15 protein-coding genes are annotated in these 16,498 nt (G+C 38.3%); 2 read left to right on the forward strand and 13 right to left on the reverse strand.

Features of this window, described 5'->3' with window-relative positions; all coding sequences use genetic code 11:
* Position 1 precedes the first annotated feature (1 nt).
* The gene (gene aat / locus BMW39_RS06285) at positions 2–649 is read left to right on the forward strand and encodes a leucyl/phenylalanyl-tRNA--protein transferase (protein ID WP_034973139.1); all 648 of its coding nucleotides are present in this window, start codon (positions 2–4) and stop codon (positions 647–649) included.
* Complete coding sequence (locus tag BMW39_RS06290) at positions 646–1,527, forward strand: DMT family transporter (protein WP_034973141.1); 882 nt, start codon at positions 646–648, stop codon at positions 1,525–1,527. The genes aat and BMW39_RS06290 overlap by 4 nt, the downstream gene beginning before the upstream one ends.
* 313 nt (positions 1,528–1,840) lie before the next feature.
* Here BMW39_RS06290 and BMW39_RS06295 read toward each other — a convergent pair whose 3' ends face one another.
* From BMW39_RS06295 to BMW39_RS06355, 13 genes are all read right to left on the reverse strand, one after another.
* The gene (locus BMW39_RS06295) at positions 1,841–3,211 is read right to left on the reverse strand and encodes a tetratricopeptide repeat protein (RefSeq protein ID WP_034973143.1); all 1,371 of its coding nucleotides are present in this window, start codon (positions 3,209–3,211) and stop codon (positions 1,841–1,843) included.
* A 161-nt stretch (positions 3,212–3,372) separates the two neighbouring features.
* Positions 3,373–3,987 (reverse strand): hypothetical protein, encoded by a 615-nt coding sequence (locus BMW39_RS06300; RefSeq protein WP_394332487.1) that lies wholly within the window; start codon positions 3,985–3,987, stop codon positions 3,373–3,375.
* Positions 3,988–4,045: 58 nt separating this feature from the next.
* Positions 4,046–4,915, reverse strand: a complete 870-nt coding sequence (rfbD, locus tag BMW39_RS06305) for a dTDP-4-dehydrorhamnose reductase (protein ID WP_034973147.1) — start codon at positions 4,913–4,915, stop codon at positions 4,046–4,048.
* Positions 4,916–4,917: 2 nt separating this feature from the next.
* Entirely contained in the window at positions 4,918–5,397 is a 480-nt protein-coding gene (locus BMW39_RS06310; protein WP_034973149.1) for an acyl-CoA thioesterase, read from the reverse strand.
* Between the two features lie 62 nt (positions 5,398–5,459).
* The gene (locus tag BMW39_RS06315) at positions 5,460–5,960 is read right to left on the reverse strand and encodes an OmpH family outer membrane protein (RefSeq protein ID WP_034973151.1); all 501 of its coding nucleotides are present in this window, start codon (positions 5,958–5,960) and stop codon (positions 5,460–5,462) included.
* 34 nt (positions 5,961–5,994) lie between these two features.
* A complete protein-coding gene (locus tag BMW39_RS06320) occupies positions 5,995–6,642 on the reverse strand; it encodes an OmpH family outer membrane protein (RefSeq protein WP_074719311.1) in 648 nt (215 codons plus the stop codon).
* 22 nt (positions 6,643–6,664) lie between these two features.
* Positions 6,665–9,199 carry a BamA/OMP85 family outer membrane protein gene (locus BMW39_RS06325; protein WP_034973153.1) on the reverse strand — a complete coding sequence of 845 codons (2,535 nt, stop codon included), beginning with the start codon at positions 9,197–9,199 and terminating at the stop codon, positions 6,665–6,667.
* A gap of 32 nt (positions 9,200–9,231) precedes the next feature.
* Positions 9,232–9,978 carry an isoprenyl transferase gene (locus tag BMW39_RS06330; protein WP_034974193.1) on the reverse strand — a complete coding sequence of 249 codons (747 nt, stop codon included), beginning with the start codon at positions 9,976–9,978 and terminating at the stop codon, positions 9,232–9,234.
* Positions 9,979–9,983: 5 nt separating this feature from the next.
* Positions 9,984–10,781, reverse strand: coding sequence for a type IX secretion system protein PorG (gene porG, locus BMW39_RS06335; protein ID WP_034973155.1), 798 nt, complete (start codon positions 10,779–10,781; stop codon positions 9,984–9,986).
* Positions 10,782–10,959: 178 nt separating this feature from the next.
* Positions 10,960–13,464: an exopolysaccharide transport family protein gene (locus BMW39_RS06340; RefSeq protein WP_034973156.1), complete on the reverse strand. Its 2,505-nt coding sequence runs from the start codon at positions 13,462–13,464 to the stop codon at positions 10,960–10,962.
* Positions 13,464–14,324 carry a polysaccharide biosynthesis/export family protein gene (locus BMW39_RS06345; protein WP_034973158.1) on the reverse strand — a complete coding sequence of 287 codons (861 nt, stop codon included), beginning with the start codon at positions 14,322–14,324 and terminating at the stop codon, positions 13,464–13,466. The genes BMW39_RS06340 and BMW39_RS06345 overlap by 1 nt, the downstream gene beginning before the upstream one ends.
* A 29-nt stretch (positions 14,325–14,353) precedes the next feature.
* Complete coding sequence (locus BMW39_RS06350) at positions 14,354–15,460, reverse strand: glycosyltransferase family 4 protein (protein ID WP_034973160.1); 1,107 nt, start codon at positions 15,458–15,460, stop codon at positions 14,354–14,356.
* A 21-nt stretch (positions 15,461–15,481) separates the two neighbouring features.
* Complete coding sequence (locus tag BMW39_RS06355) at positions 15,482–16,495, reverse strand: glycosyltransferase (RefSeq protein ID WP_034973161.1); 1,014 nt, start codon at positions 16,493–16,495, stop codon at positions 15,482–15,484.
* Between the last annotated feature and the right edge of the window lie 3 nt (positions 16,496–16,498).

Below are 16,498 nucleotides of genomic sequence, written 5' to 3' on the forward strand. Positions count from 1 at the left end.
AATGTTTCGCTTAGACCCAGAAGATATTTCTTTTCCAGACCCGGAACTTTACGACCCAGATGGCGGACTAATGGCCATTGGTGGTGATTTGAAGCCAGAAAGACTTTTGTTTGCCTATCAATTGGGACTTTTTCCTTGGTACAACGAAGGCGAAGAAATCCTTTGGTGGTGTCCTGACCCAAGATTTGTATTGCTCCCGAATGAAATCAAAATCTCAAAATCGATGAAGAAAATATTGCGAGACGACGTTTTTCAATTTACGGAAAATCAATGTTTTGAAGATGTGATGAGGAATTGCAAAATGGCGGAACGGAAAGACCAGGATGGAACGTGGATCAATGAAGAGCTGATAGAATCATTTTTAAAACTTCACCAATTCGGGAAAGCGAAAAGTTTTGAAGTTTGGCAGAATGGCGAATTGGTTGGAGGTTTCTATGGCATCCAAGTCGGGAATGTGTTTTGCGGTGAAAGTATGTTTGCCAAAGTTTCCAACGCTTCTAAAGCTGGATTTATCCATTTCACAACCAAATATCAAAATGAATGGGAACTTATTGATTGCCAAATCCATTCTGAACATCTCGAAAGTCTGGGCGCGAAAATGATTCCTAAAATCGATTATTTAAAAATCTTAAAACAACAAATCTCTTGACAGCAGAAAAACAAAAATGGATTCTCCTGATTGCATTATCCTTAATTTGGGGCTCATCTTTTATATTGATAAAAAAATCACTGGACCATTTCAACCCTTACGAAGTCGGTGCTTTGCGGGTTTTGATTTCGGGGATTGTTCTGATGCCTTATGCTATCGCCCAAATAAAATTATTCCCTAAAAGACATTTGAAATGGTTGATTATCGCAGCATTCACAGGAAGTTTCATTCCAATGTTTCTTTTCCCAATGGCGGAAACCGAAATCAGCAGCAGCATTGCCGGAATCATCAATTCGATGATGCCGATATTTGTGATTATTGTGGGTTCTTTGGTTTGGAAATTCTCAACGACAAAACGGCAATTATTGGGTGTTCTGATAAGTTTTGTCGGCGCTTGTATCTTGGCTTTGGGAAGTGGCGAACGTGGTGAAATCAAAATCTATCCAATTCTGTTATTGATTCTTGCAGTCCTACTCTACGCGATTTGTACTACGACTATCAAGTCAAAACTGCACGAAGTTCCTGCGATTCTGATGTCGGCTTATGTCTTTTCGTTTGTTTTGTTTTTACCATCATTGATTGCTTTGATTTTTGCAGGCTTTTTCAAAGATTTGACATTGAATCAAAGTACAATAGAAGGATTGGGTTTTGTGGCGATATTGTCGATTTTCGGGACGGGATTGGCGATGATGATGAATTACAAATTATTGAGTATTTCGACACCTTTATTCGCTTCTACCGTGACTTTGTTGATGCCGATTGTCGCTATCATCTGGGGAATTTTGGATGGTGAGAAATTGACGACGCAGCAATCTGTTGGTGCTTTGGTCATTTTGGCCGGATTGATATTTTTGAGGAGTAAGCCGAAGGTGGTTTGATGGGTTTTGATGGGTTTTGAACGCAAAGCCCGCAAAGATTTTTTCTACTATATTGAAAATTTTAAGTTTCGCAAAGACGTAAACTCATCAAAGAAAAAGTAATTTTCTTATTCCGTAGGAACTTCAGCATTGAGATTCCTACGGAATGACATTATCGTGTTTTTAATCTTGAATGTTTGATTTGATGACAAGAAGCATAGCCCTGATTGCAACGGCATCCTTTTGTGATGAGGAACGAAGAGCAAAAGATATAGTGGAAAGCAGGTTCCCGGCTTCTAAAAATAAAAAAGCCCAGACGAATCTGAGCTTTGGTTTATTTCTTTTTGGCCTTTATTTTTTTGACCTGTTCTTTGATGAACGGATATTTCAGCTGCATATCTTTGCTGAGTGTGGAATCGAGTTCCAGCGCTTTCTCGAGCATTGCAATACCTTCTGATTCGCTTTTCAAATGCAAGTAGCAATTGCTGAGCTGATAGTACAATTCGGCGCGTGGATGCGCTTTCAGAGCTTTTTCGAGGATGGTGATTGCTTCCTCATATTCGCCAAGCAACATCAAGACTTCTGAGTACGCGTACCAGTTGTAAAATCTGGTCGGCTCGGATTCTATCAGTTTTTTAAGGCAAATCAAGCTTTCTTCATAATCGCCGCTGGTGATGTAAAGGAAGGCCAAACGCTTTTGGTATTCGACGTTTCCTTCGCTAAGATTAGCTGCTTCCTGAGCGAAATACAATGACTCTTTGATGTTCCCCAATTCTTCGTAGATGAAGGATTGCTCCATCATCGCCAAGTAAAACTGTGGGTCTTCTCTCAAAGATTTTTGGAAAGAGGTCAATGCGGGAACCAATTTCTTAGCTTCTTTGTGGCACAATCCAATTTTGTAGAACGTGAACGCTTTGGTATATTCCAAATCGAGCATTTCTTCGTAAACGGCAATCGCCTTGTCCCACTCTCCCATCGCTTCATAACAAGCTGCTTTGTTGGCGTAAACACCGACAGCCTGAGAATTGATGGCCAATAGATAATCGAAACCGTTGATGGCTTCTTCGTAATTCTTCTTGTTGAAATGGAATTGTCCATACTCGTACCAAGCGGTTTCCGAAAAAGAAAACTTGTCAAGGTACTGATTCAGGAAATCTAACGCTTCTTGTGAACGGTTCAATTTGCTGTAACAAACCATCACGTTTTCCAAAGAATAATCGTCATACGGGTCGTGCTCCAAGGCTGAAGTGTAATGTTTCAGCGCATTGAATGGGTCGTCCAGATTGACATATTCGTCTGCGATGAAATTGTGAAGGAAATTCTCCTCCTCTTCCAATTGCAAAGCTTTCTGGCAATATTCGATTGATTTTTTCGGGTTTCCGAGATTTGAGTAATATTTTGCGCAACAAACCAAAAAGTCTGTGTCCTCCAAAGATGACTGATGCAATTCGTCAATCAGTTCTTTAGCTTTCGTGTAACGCTCCAATTCCAGGAAAACCTCCAATTGCTTGGTTTTGATTTCGAGAGAATTGGGATGTATTTTCAGAGCGTGGTTTACAGCCATTTCTGCATAGCTATAATCTCCCAGCTCCAGATAATAGATGATTATTTCTATATACTCTTCGGTATCGAAATAGAATTCATCATTATTCTCTATCATTTCTTCGAACTTTTTCGCAAGTTCGTTTTCAAAAAATTCTTCCAATATATTTGATTTAGATTCGAGATTCAGCTCCGCTCAGATTGGTTTTATCCGATGTGAGATTTGTAAATCAATTACAATTGCCCGGTCTAAAATCTTCATTTAATAAAGTTACTCAATTTTATTCTGAAAATAAGCTATGTAACTCTGACAACTTATTAACATTAATCCTTTTTCTGTTCTGAGTAGATTGTAGTCAAAAACATACCAAACGACTTTTCCAATCCGGTAATATCGCCCGACTTGAGATTCACACCGCCGTAAAGGCTGTCGTTGCTACGAATCTTGAAATTGGTCAAAGAAAGATACAAAGATGGCTGTCCGGATTTTGCTGACAATTTTACCGTTGAACCGAGTAATTTCCTGGTGGAGACTGACATAACTTCATTCCCGTTCAAATCCAGTCTGATGAAACTCCTTGGTTCCAGCTCTGTGGTTTTGTTGTTGATATTGATTTTCTGCTTCTTTTCTGAAGATGAAACCAAGTAGGCCACATTCTCCTCTGCAGGAATATCATCGATGTTTGTGTAATACAAATTCAGAATATAATAAGCCGAATTGAATTTTTGAATCGTTCCGTCGATATTCTCAATTGGTTTCAGACTGAATGAATTGGCACCAATTTGTTTTGCTTTTTTATAGATATCACCGAAAATCTCCACATCATTATCTGAATAAGAATTCACGAGGATTTCGCCCAGGAATTCTGATTTGGAAGGCTCATTGATTTTATAAAAAAACTTGTCTTTGTTGTCATTCGTCTTCTCTACTTTATTCAAAGTAACCATCTGAAGACAAAAGAACTGACAGCAAAAAACACTTATTAAAAATAATAGTTTACGCATTAGTTATTTTTAGGATTTCTACACAATCCTGAAGGCTGTTTTCCCAATGCTTTGGTTCGATGTTGTAATCTTTCTCGATTTTGTCCAAAGACATTGTACTTCTTTTTGGGCGTTTTGCCGGTGTTGGAAATTCCTCGGTCGTGATTGATTTTAATACAACGTTGGAATCTGAAAATTCTTTTATTTTATTCGCAAAATCAAACCAAGTGGTTTCCGGATAATTGGAGAAATGGTAGATTCCAAACTTTTTGTTTTCAGCTTGGATGATATCCATAATAGCTTCTGCCAAGTCATTCGCATTGGTTGGTTGTCCGTGTTGGTCACCTACGATTCCCAATTCGTCTTTCACATTGAACAAATGCAACATCGTCTTCACAAAGTTCTTATTGAATTCTGAATACAACCAAGATGTTCTGAGAATTACAGTCTCCGGATTATTTTCCAAAGCCAATTCTTCGCCTTTTCGTTTTGAAGCGCCATAAACACCAATCGGGTCTGTGAAATCATCTTCGGAATAGCTCAAATTGGTCTCGCCATCGAAAACGTAATCTGTAGAAACGTGAATCAAAATGGCATTGTGTTCTTTTGAAACTTCGGCCAAATTACCAACACCAATCGCGTTGACAGCGAAAGCTTTTTCTTCCTCTTTCTCAGCTAAATCTACAGCCGTGTAAGCAGAAGCGTTGATGACAAAGTCAGGTTGATATTCTTCAAACTCCTTTTCAATCTGCGCTTTATCTGTAATATTAAGTGCATCTGACCCCGTAAAATTGAAATCGAATATATCGTGGTATTTTGGTGCTAATTTTTGTAGGCAATGTCCTAATTGGCCGTTTCCGCCAACAACTAAGATTCTTTTCATGATTATTTGGTTTTGTTCTGGCTTCTGAAAAAAGCAACGCGTTCTTTGAATGTTTTATGGTCAATCTCGACTAGAAAATGGGCAAATTTTTCCAAAGTTGCATCGGGCATTTTTTCTGCTCTTCTGGTTTTCATATTGAAGTAGATGACAGTCAGCCAAAAAACAGCGTTTACACGGCCATTTTCGTCTTTCATCAGCAATTCTACAACCGCAGTGATATCGTCCACAAAAACGGTCTTGCTGGTGATGTCAACCGTCGAATTGTATCTGACTTCTTTCAGGTAAGCAATTTCGTTTTGTATCGTGACCCACGTGCAGCCAGTTTCCCTTGTATATTGCTCGTAGGTGAAGCCGTAGTTTTGTTCCACGTGGTCTTCTCTCGCATTGAGCATATACTCAAGATATTTGACATTGTTGAGATGCCCGATCGGGTCGCAGTCTGCAAAACGGATCTTTACCGTGGATGAAAATTCTTTTTCCATACTACAAAAATAAAAAAACCGCTCCGTAAAAAGAGCGGTTTCGATTATTTTCTTGTCTTAAATTAAAGACCTAATTCTTTTTTAACAGCAGCTGTTGCGTCTGTACCTGCTTTGTAAACTAAAGCTGGGCTAGAAGCATCAAATACGAATTCGTAAGAAGCAGCTTTTGAAACTTTTGCGATAGCATCGTTGATCTTTTTCTCGATTGGAGCCAATCCTGCATCTCTCTTCTCAGCGATATCTTTTTGAGCAGCAGCATAAAGTTGCTGAAGGTTGTCCTGAAGTTTTTGAACTTCCTGGCTTCTTTGCTCGTTGATAGCTTGAGTTTGTTTAGGCGCTTCATCCTGATATTTTTTCATCAAGTCCTGAAGAGATTTACCTTGCTTCTCCAACTCACCTTGTTTTGAAGTCTGCAAAGTTTGTAATTGAGCATCAAGCGCCTTCATTTCCGGCATTGATGTAAAGATCGAATTGATATCAACAGAAGCTATTTTTTGAGCTTGTGCAAATCCAGTTGCAAAAACCATTACAACGGCTACTAATAATACATTTAATTTGTTCATTTTAAAAAGTTATGTTTATAATTTATATTTAATTTTAATTTTCTCTGGCTTCCGCAGCTTTTGCTTTTCTTTGTTGCAAAGCGCCACCTTTTCCTTTGATATTTGTTTTGCTATCTCCTCTGGAATTGGAACCAGGTCTCAAGTTGTTACTTTTAGTATCCTCTCCTTTTGGCGTACTTTTTCCAAGAAGGTTGAGTACAGCCTCTGTGTAGTCGTATTTTTTATCTAGAAAAATGACACTAATGTTGTTGCTTTTATCAAGAACTATGCCCAGATTATTCTTCGTAGAAACGGTTTTTATCGCATTCCAGATCTGATCCTGATAAGGTTTTGTAAGATTGGACCTCAATTGGTTTACCTCACCATTGGTCCCGAATCTTGCGCCGATCGTATTGCGAATATTAGTTTCCATATCCACTACTTCCTTTTCCCTTAGCTTCAGCTGATCGCCTACGAGAAGTACTTTTTCATTTTCAAAAGCTTCTCTCTTTCTTTCATATTCTGCCTGCAATCTCTGAATATCAGCCTGCCATTGCGTTACCTGAGAATTAAGTCTGCTCTCAGCCTCTTTGTACTGTGGCAATTTGCTCAAAACATAATTTGTATCTACGACACCGATCTTTTGGGCAGAGATCTGCGTTGCGGTAAAAAGTATTGTTAGAATAAAAACTATTTTTTTCATCGTATAAAAATAAAAAATTATTTTATAATGGTTGATTCATCAAGAAATGTTGTTGCCATCCGGATGGTTCTGAACTTCCTAATGTTCTATCGAATCCATAAGCGAAGTCAAATCCGATCAATCCAAATGCTGACATCGATACTCTGATCCCAAGTCCAGCTGATCTTTTCAATTTGAAAGGATTGTAAGATCCATAGCTATTCCAGGCATTACCAGCTTCTACAAAGGTCAAAACGAAGATCTTCGCTGTTTGGTTCATAGAGATTGGATATCTAAGTTCTGCTGCAAATCTGTTGTAGATCGTTGCACCTCCATAAGGTGTGATATCATAAGTGGATGATTCACTAAAACCTGTGGAAGAAGCATTTTCATAACCTCTCAAAGGTACCAATTCTCTACCATCATATCTACCGTTGAACAATCCAACACCTCCAACATAGTATCTTTCGAATGGTGGTGGTCCTAATTCTTTGCTATAACCGCTCAAGAATCCCATTTCTCCAGTTGTTCTAAGAACCAACTTTCCAATCACCTCGTTGTAGAAATCTGCTTTCAACTTCACCTTGTAGAATTCCATCCATTTGTACTTGTCCAAAGTACTCATTGTAGAGTAATCTTTGTCGCTGAACCAAGAATATGGTGGCGTAAACTTCAATGTTGCTTCTACATTGGATCCATAAGTTGGGAACACTGGGTCCAAACCGGCCGAACTTCTGCTCAATCCTATATTAAAACTGAATGATTTTGTACTACCATTATTCTCTAGCTTTTCTCCAAAATAGAATGGATAATTGCTAAAATCATAACTCTGGTACTGGATCCCTGTGTAAAGAGAGAAATAATCATCTGGCCATTTTAACAATCTCGTCAAACCAACATTCGCAGAGAAGATGTTCATCCTCTGATCGCCTGTAGAAAGAGAATAGTTCACATTGGAATAATTCAATCCGACGCTAAGTGCAGTTGGTCTTGTCCCAAAAACCCACGGCTCTGTAAAAGAGATCCCGTAGTTGGTGAAAAACTGTCCTGCCTGAGCCTGAAGTGACAACGTCTGACCATCACCTTGAGGAACCGGTTTGAAATCTTTGAATTTCAGGAAGTTTCTCAATGAGAAGTTATTAAAGGTCAACCCCAAAGTTCCGATGAACGATCCTCCACCGTAACCAGCTTGTAGCTGTACTTGGGAAGAACCTTTCTCTACAAGTGTCCAGTGCATGTTCACCGTATTATCTTGTGGATTTGGTTTCACATCTGTTCCGATCTGTTGAGGATCGAAAAACTGCATTCCTGCCAATTCGAAATAGGTTCTTTTGATATCTGTTTTTGCAAACAATGCGCCTGGTTTCGTTCTAAGCGCTCTTAGGATCACGTGGTCATGAGTGGTAACGTTACCAGACCATGTCACACGGTTCCAAGTTGCCTTTTCTCCTTCATTGATCCTGATTTCCAAGTTGATAGAGTCTCCTTTTACGGATTTCTCGATCGGTGTTACGTTGGAAAACAAGAATCCATTGTTCATGTAGATGGATTTGATATCAGAGTCATCTTCTTTACCGCCATCATCTCCAACTTTTTTGTTAAATCCTACAGCATCGTAGATATCTCCGGTTTTATATCCTAAAACCCTTTGTAAAAATTCTGTTGTAAAGGTTGTATTACCGATGAAGTTGATGTCACCGATGTAATATTTTTTACCTTCGTTCAGCTTCACATTGATGTTATAACCTTTGTTATTTCTGGTCACAGAATCAGAAACGATGGTTGCATCGCGGAAACCTAGTGAGTTGTAGTAACTGATCAGGTTTTTCTTGTCCTCATCATATTTATCCTGAACAAATTTGGATGGCTTCAAAATCCCAAGAAGAAATCTTTTCTGCTTTGTATCTTTGAAACCGCTTTTTCTCAGCTTTCTGTCGGATACACTGGTGTTCCCTTCAAATTCGATCTTGTCAATCTTTACTTTTTTACCTTTCGATACTTCAATCGTCCAATCTACCAGATTGGCATCTCCACCATTGGCTTTCTCCTGGATGTTGATCTTTGCATCTGCAAATCCTTTCGCAATATATTCCTGTGGGATCTTGTTTTGCAAATTGGAAACAAGGTTGTTATTAATCTTTGTACCAGGCTTCAGATTGTTTTCCTTGATGAGTTTCTCATTTTTGGATTTTCCAATTCCTTTACCTGTAAATTTGACTTCTCCAAGTTCTTTGAGGTCTTGCAAAGAGAATTGCAGGACAACATTTTGCCCTTCAACATCTTGAATGTAAACCTCTACTTTAGAAAAAGACTGTGTTTCCCAAAGTTTCTTGATAGCGTTGCTAACTCGTTGCCCGGGAATCTCTAACTTCTCTCCTTTCACTAGACCTGTGAAACGCAAAATCTGAGCTGGAGTGTATCTTTTGACACCGTCTACAACGATATCTTTCAGAACATATTCTTGATTTTGGTTTGGTGCAAGTTCTGTGTTTTCTGCATTGTTACCCTGTGGAACAACTTGTGCGTGGAAATACGCTGAAGCTGTTAACATAATAATGGGTATAATTCTTAATCTCATTCTTATTGAAGTTGTTCTCTTTTCTAATATATTTATGAAGTAAGCTGATCGCTTGTCTTTCCGTATCTTCTTTCCTTATTCTGATAATCCAAAATGCATTGGAAAAATGTATCTTTTGTAAAATCTGGCCATAGAACATCTAAGAACTGCAATTCTGCATAGGCGATCTGCCAAAGCAAAAAATTACTGATCCTCACTTCTCCACTGGTTCTGATCATAAGATCGACCTGTGGAAAATCTTTGGTGTATAAATGATCTTCAAAACATTTCTCATCAATGTCTTCTGCAGAGATCTTTCCTTCCTTCACTTCTTGGCTGATCTCTTTCACAGCTTTCAAAATCTCTTTCTGAGAACCGTAGCTCAATGCCAGAATCAGATTTCCGCCTTTGTTGTCTTTGGTAAGCTCCACCACATTCAAAAGCTGATCTTTCACAAGGTCTGGCAAAGTGGAAACATCGCCGATCACATGCATTCTTAATCCTTTTGAAAAGATCTCTTCTGCCTCCAACAACAATGTTTCTGACAAAAGATTCATCAGTGTATCTACTTCTTCTTTTGGTCTGTTCCAGTTTTCCGAGGAGAACGTATAAAGGGTAAGGTAAGGAATATGAACCTCGTTACATGCATTGATCACATTACGAACTGCCGTTATCGCATTCTTGTGTCCATAGGTTCTTTCTTCGCCTCTGGATTTTGCCCATCTGCCATTGCCATCCATTATCACAGCAACATGTTGAGGCAAATTGTCTTTATTAATAAGTGTTTTTAAATCCTTCATAACCATTATTTGCAATAACAAGGTGGTCTTCCAAAAGAATAAGACAAAATAAGTGTTGCAGAGTTGACCCAATCTTTTGAATTTGGATTTCCTACATTCCTTTGCTGTACGAAACCTTGGACAACCGCGGCTGTTTGTGCTTCATCGAGTGATGTTTGCAAAACTCTCACATCACCTTCTTCCATGGCGCTGTAATCCACTTTGTCTGAGAATGTAGGTCTGAAAGTGAACTCTCCCGACAATGCCCAATTGTAATTGAATTTATATTTGAGTCCTATTCCAAAAGGCAAGCCCATTGTGAATGTATTTTCTTTCCTGTAGTTCACAAGTACGTCTGAAGCCGAGTTGATGGTAAGCTCTGGTTTTGAACCGTTCATGTACAATGCAGAGATCCCTCCAAAAATATAAGGACTGATCATACTTATCTGCTCGTCATTGACTGGCAAGAAATTATATTCGAAAAGCAAGTCTGCAGAGAACACCGAATTGGTTCCTCGCAGTTGTCTCATTCTTCGGTAATTTTCTTTCGCATACCTGTCATCAAACTGGATATTGCTGAAACCTAGATTAAGCCTTACCGTTTGATATGGGTTAAAATTCATCCTGTACAACAATCCACCATAAAATGGCAAACCATTGTCTGAGACGCTTCCAACAGGTTTTTGCAAAACATAATTTGTTCTGCCGATGTCACCCACAAGATTACTCATACCCAGTTGTACTCCTATCTCGTGCCTCTGCGCATTGGCAAAACCGAGAAAACAAAACAAGGCGATAAAGGTATAAGTTAGTTCTTTCTTCATTTTCAATATGCTGAAACGTCTTTTACTCAAAAATTTGGTGCAAATATAAAACATTTTTAGTTTAAGGAACTTCTTAAAGTTAAGTTAAATAAGACTCGAAAAATATAAATTATTGTTATAAAAACGAACATATCTTTAAAATAGTCTGCAAAAAAAATAAAAGCCTTTAAAAAGGCTCCTATTTTCTGTTGAAAAACATTTTCAGTTTATTTCTGATCTTGATGATCGTTGGCTCTTTATAATTTTTATCTTCATCAAAATAACCATAACCATAGCCGTAGCCATAACCGTATCCGTAGCCGTATCCATAACCGTAGCCTTGCTTGATACTGAAGTCATTATAGACCAGACCCAGGTTGACAACTTCCTTGTTAAAATATTTTTCGCTGATCATTCTTAACATGTGCTTCTCGGTATACTCGTGGCGGGCAACATAGATCGTGGTATCCGCTTTTTTGATGAGTTCGAAAGAATCGGCAACCAGCCCAACTGGTGGTGAATCTATAATGACATATTCATAGATTTCTTTCAATCTTTCGATGAACTTCATATTATTATCGCTCATCAAGAGTTCTGATGGATTTGGTGGAATAGGTCCAGAAGTGATCACATCCAATCCAGGTATGCTGGTATGATTGATAATGTCCTCCAATTCTACTTGGCCAGTAAGATAATTGGAAATTCCGTTTTTGTTATTGATCTTGAAATCCCCGAAAATTTTAGGTTTTCTAAGGTCCATTCCCAACAATACGGCTTTTTTCCCGCTCAGGCCTAAAACCGATGCAATATTGATCGACACATAGGTCTTTCCTTCGCCACTGATGGACGATGTCACAAGGACCACTTTGCTTTTTTGCTCTTCATCAAACAAGAATCTGAGATTTGCCCTTATCGCCCGGAAAGCTTCTGAAATTGATGATTTTGGCTCTTCCAGAACAGTGAGGTTATTATCATAATTATTGTGACCAATGACGCCGAGCAATGGAATCCTAGTAGCGGATAGCAGCTCTTTAAGATTTCTAATTTTGTTATCCAACAATTCTCCTAAGGCTAAGAAAATTAGTGGAATAAGTAAAAGACCACCTATGATCTGCATCTTTGTAGCATTCACATTGGGTGCAATAGGTCCTTGTCCGAGATTCTTTGCCCAGTCGATGACACTTAGATTGCTTTGGTTTGTTGCCACCCTCATTTGGGATTTAGCTTGCTCCGTAAGCAGTGTGTTGTACGTACTTTCGATGATATCATAACCTCTTTGGGCATCTAGAAAGATACGTTGTTTTTCTGGCAGCGTGACAAGATCTTGGTCCATCTTTGCTATTTCCGCATTGAGATCTGTCAGTTTGTTGTAATAGCCTTCAAAATATTTTTTCAGTCCATCTTGAGAATTGAATTTGGCTTCATTGATAAGCCGATTGATTTCTCTCATTGGCTCAGAATTCGGGGTGTAGATCTGTGCCATCTCTCTTCTTTTGGCATAGAGAGATTTTAGTTCCGATACCGAGGCATTGAAATTACCATCTTCAATCCCAGCCAGATTCAAACTGATCATTTTCTCAATACTATTGGTACTGACAGAAGATTTGATATTATTGAGGGAATTGATCTTCGTCACCAATTCAGCTTTTTGAGTTTCAAGCTCCGTCAACTTAGCTAAGGTTTTGGAGTCGATGTTCTCCATATCGAAGAGGCGGTTGTTAATCTTCAGATTGTTGAGAACGGCACCGCTGGAATCCAGTTTTTTCCTGATCTTGGTAAGATTTTCATTGAGGTACTCCACAGTATTTTGGTCCACTGTATTTTGATCCATCAATCTTTTCTTGATCAATTCCTTTACAGAATTATTCAGAAAACCTACAATATTATTAAGGTTATACCCCGATTTGCTGATGATCATGATAGACGGAAGTTCCTTGTCAAAATCCACTGCAATGCTACTGATAATATTATTAACAGCTTGATTGACAGGAATAAGCGTCACCATGATGTTTTCCAGCCCTTTTTTGGGCACAACAGGATTTGGAACCAACTTAAATTTCAGATTCGGCGTTTCATACCATTCATTAACACTCAGTGTTTTATTTTCCGGTCTCGCATATGCGGGTACTGATTCCGACGATTCCGAAACAAAACTGTATAAATTGGTAGACTCACCTTCTTCTGGCAGGATGATCTCATATTTATCTTTTCCTTTTGGGATAATTGTGATGGGATAATTAACCTGTTGCAAATGTTCGTTATCAATCTCCAAGAAGACCGGACTGTCCTCCTGATCCAGATAAGTGGTCTTGATCAAGCCTTTCGTGGTATAATTGGTATTCAGATTCAGCTTTTTTACCAAGTACTCGTTATGACTTCTCGACAATAATATTTTTTTCAGATAGACACCGTCTTGGTTTCCGCCTTGTCCCCAAATAAAGTTAATCGATTGATTAGGCGTAAAATAGCTGGATGTATTATTGGATATACTCAAGGAAAGGTTGGCAGAAAAAACCCTTTGTGCATAATATTTACTATAAACATATGAGATACAGTACCCTAAAAAACCTAAGAGGACAAACCAGTACCAATTGCGTATGACCCTTTGCACAAAGTGAACCGGATCAAACAAACTGAATGACCCCATTTTTTCAGCATTCTGCGCTGTATTTTGGGCATTGTTGCCGTTTTTATCTGGAATCATTATAAGCTCTTAACAATTAGATAGATAGACATGACAGTCGTAATCAATGAAACACCAGTGGTTATAGTCTGAAGTGGTTCTTTTCCAAATCCGTTGATGCTTTTCTTGTTGGTATTCAGATAAATGATATCACCATTTTGCAACCAATAATACGGGGAATTCATAGCATCCTCGCGCGTTAAATCTAGTTTTGCAGTTTTTATGCCTTCTGGATATTTTCTATGGATGGTTATGCTTTTTCGGTCAACGGTACGGTTCAGACCGCCGTTCATTGCGATAGCTTGCATGATGTTGAGCTGCGTTACGTAGGCGGTCTTTTCGCCAGTAACGCCTACAGTTTCCATATCACCCAAAATATAGTATCGGATGCCGTCAAGATTTAGTCTTACCTCAGATTTTCCTTGTAGAAAGTTCTCATTGACACGAGATTGTATCTCCTTTGTCATATCTTCCACCGTTCTTCCCTCAGCTTTGACATATCCGATTCCGAAGATATTGACATCTCCATTCGTATCGACTTTCAAACCATTGAAATAGAAAGTGGCGTTCCCACCTGACCCACCACCTCCACCGGTTTGTCCCCCAGCAGCACCCGCCTGAGCGCCTCCACCAGCGCCTGAAGCATTGAGTGCGGAATAGAATTGCGCGGCGTCACCTTTCGGGGTCGTTACGACATTCAGTGTCAAAATATCACCTTTTGTCACTCTGTATTCTGGAACACTGTAAGGAACCAAGCCTTCTTCGTTGATACTTAAGCTTTCACTTGGCTGTAAATATCTTACATCTTTTTGCGAAATACAAGAAGTAGCCCCAAAGAGGACCAGGAGTAGGAGTATGTTAAATAAATGACGTTGTTTCATCAATGTTTTTTTGCAAAAATATAACAATTTTAATCTTTTTTGAATCTCAATAGAAATATTGGCAGATATGCTCCAATAAAACCCAAAGTCATAATGACCGCTAACAAGCGATTAACGTCCATATGTCTTAAGAAATAAGCTACTGCAATAATAAAAAGGAAATATGATATAATCAAACCTGTGGATCGTTTGTGGGTCAATCCCAGATTCAGTAATTTGTGATGGATATGATTCTTGTCCGGAGACATGATCGACTTACGGTGGTACATCCTGGTGACTATGACCGTGATCGTATCTATAATTGGCAAAATCAAAATAGCAACTGCAATAACTGGCGCCGCCTGCAAATGATAAAATACATCGTCTTTTTTCGCAATGAAAATATCTATAAACGAAATGCACGTGAATGATAACAAAAAGCCTAAGATCATAGAACCTGTATCACCCATAAAGATCTTACTGCTCCTTTTTTCCGACAAATTATAGATCAGAAAACCTAAAGATGCGGCAATTAGAATGGCACAGAGAATGACCAAAGGATCATTGTGATTGCCCAATCTGAAAAAACTGATTCCAAACAGCGCACTTGTAACAATGGTATAGCTACCCGCCAAACCATCGATCCCATCAATCAAATTAAAGGCATTGATCAGAATAATAAATGTCATTATGCTGAAAATCACGCTGATGTAATAATTGATCTCATAGACACCAAACAATCCAAATAGACTGGTAATCCTCACATCGGACCCAATCACCATCAGTGCAGAAACAAGGATCTGCGCCAATAGTTTCTTGTACGCTCGCAGAACCATGATATCGTCCATGATCCCAACAAAAAATAAGATGATGAATGATGCGAAAAGGAATTTGTATCGGTCAAAAAGTTCGTAAGCAAAAATTGGTGCGCAAACACCTAAAGAAAAAAATATAGCAATACCGCCCAGATTGGGAATCTTTCTTAAATGAGAACTTCTTGTACCAGGCTCATCCATTAGATTTTTACGTCTGGAAATTTTGATGATGGTGGGAATAGCGAGATAAGTGATAAGAAATGAAAAAGCGAATCCTAAAAACATCTTAAAATAGAAAAAAGATATCCCGTAACTTTCTAAAAAAACTTGGAAATTATTCATTTATGTTGCGGTTTCTGGATTTCAATTTTGATTCATTAATCTCCGGATAAGTCCCTTAAATCCGAAGAAGTACAAGAGATAATATAATTTTTTTTTCAGTGGCAAAGATAACAGATAATTCTTACCAAACCGATTAAATTGCAATATATCTTTAGTTTTTAGGCCTTTAGTTTGTATAAAAGTATCCAAAATTTGCGACATTTTGTAAAAATCATCATCTTTTTTCACAAAAGCCAAATAGGCCAAAAATGTGTAGACACCTTCCAAAATTTGAAAATTCTTCAAAGCTTCCGTATGATTTGAAAATCTACTTTTCTGAAATGATTTTTCCACAGTTTCCACAGCATTCAAAATATCGAGCCCTTTCATTGTATGACTTTTGCTGATGGAATCTTGCCTTTCCAAATATTGATAATGAAAATTCGATGTAAAAGCTAAAACATTGCATTCCAATAAAAGTTGTGGGATCAACTCAATATCTTCAAAATGAATTCCTTTTTTGAATCGCTTTCCATTGAACAAATCTCTATTGAAAATCTTGTTACAAGCAAAATATGAAATATCAGAGAAAACAGAGATATTTTCTGCTAGAACAATTTTCTCGGGAAAACCTGGAAGTTGGGTCAACTTTTGAGTGACGTTTCCGACCTCATCGACTTTTTGAAGATTACAAATCGTCATTTCAGCTTGGTGTTTTTCAGCAAGATTGTACATTTCTTCAAACATCGTTCCCGAAACGTAATCGTCGCTATCTACAAAACCTAGATATTTTCCTTTCGCTCTATCAATCCCGTAATTTCGCGCATCGCTAAGACCGCCATTTTCTTTGATGAAACCGAAAACTTGATTCGGATATTTTTGTTGAAAGTCTTCAATGATTTGTTGCGAATTATCCTTGCTTCCATCATTGATGACCAAGATCTCAATTTCCTTCAAAGTTTGACCGACCAAGGACAACAGACATTTTTCCAGATATAATTCGACATTATAAACGGGTACGATGATTGAAACTTTGATATGAAATTGAAAATTCATATT

It is taken from the genome of Epilithonimonas lactis, from assembly GCF_900110605.1.
Lineage (GTDB): Bacteria > Bacteroidota > Bacteroidia > Flavobacteriales > Weeksellaceae > Epilithonimonas > Epilithonimonas lactis.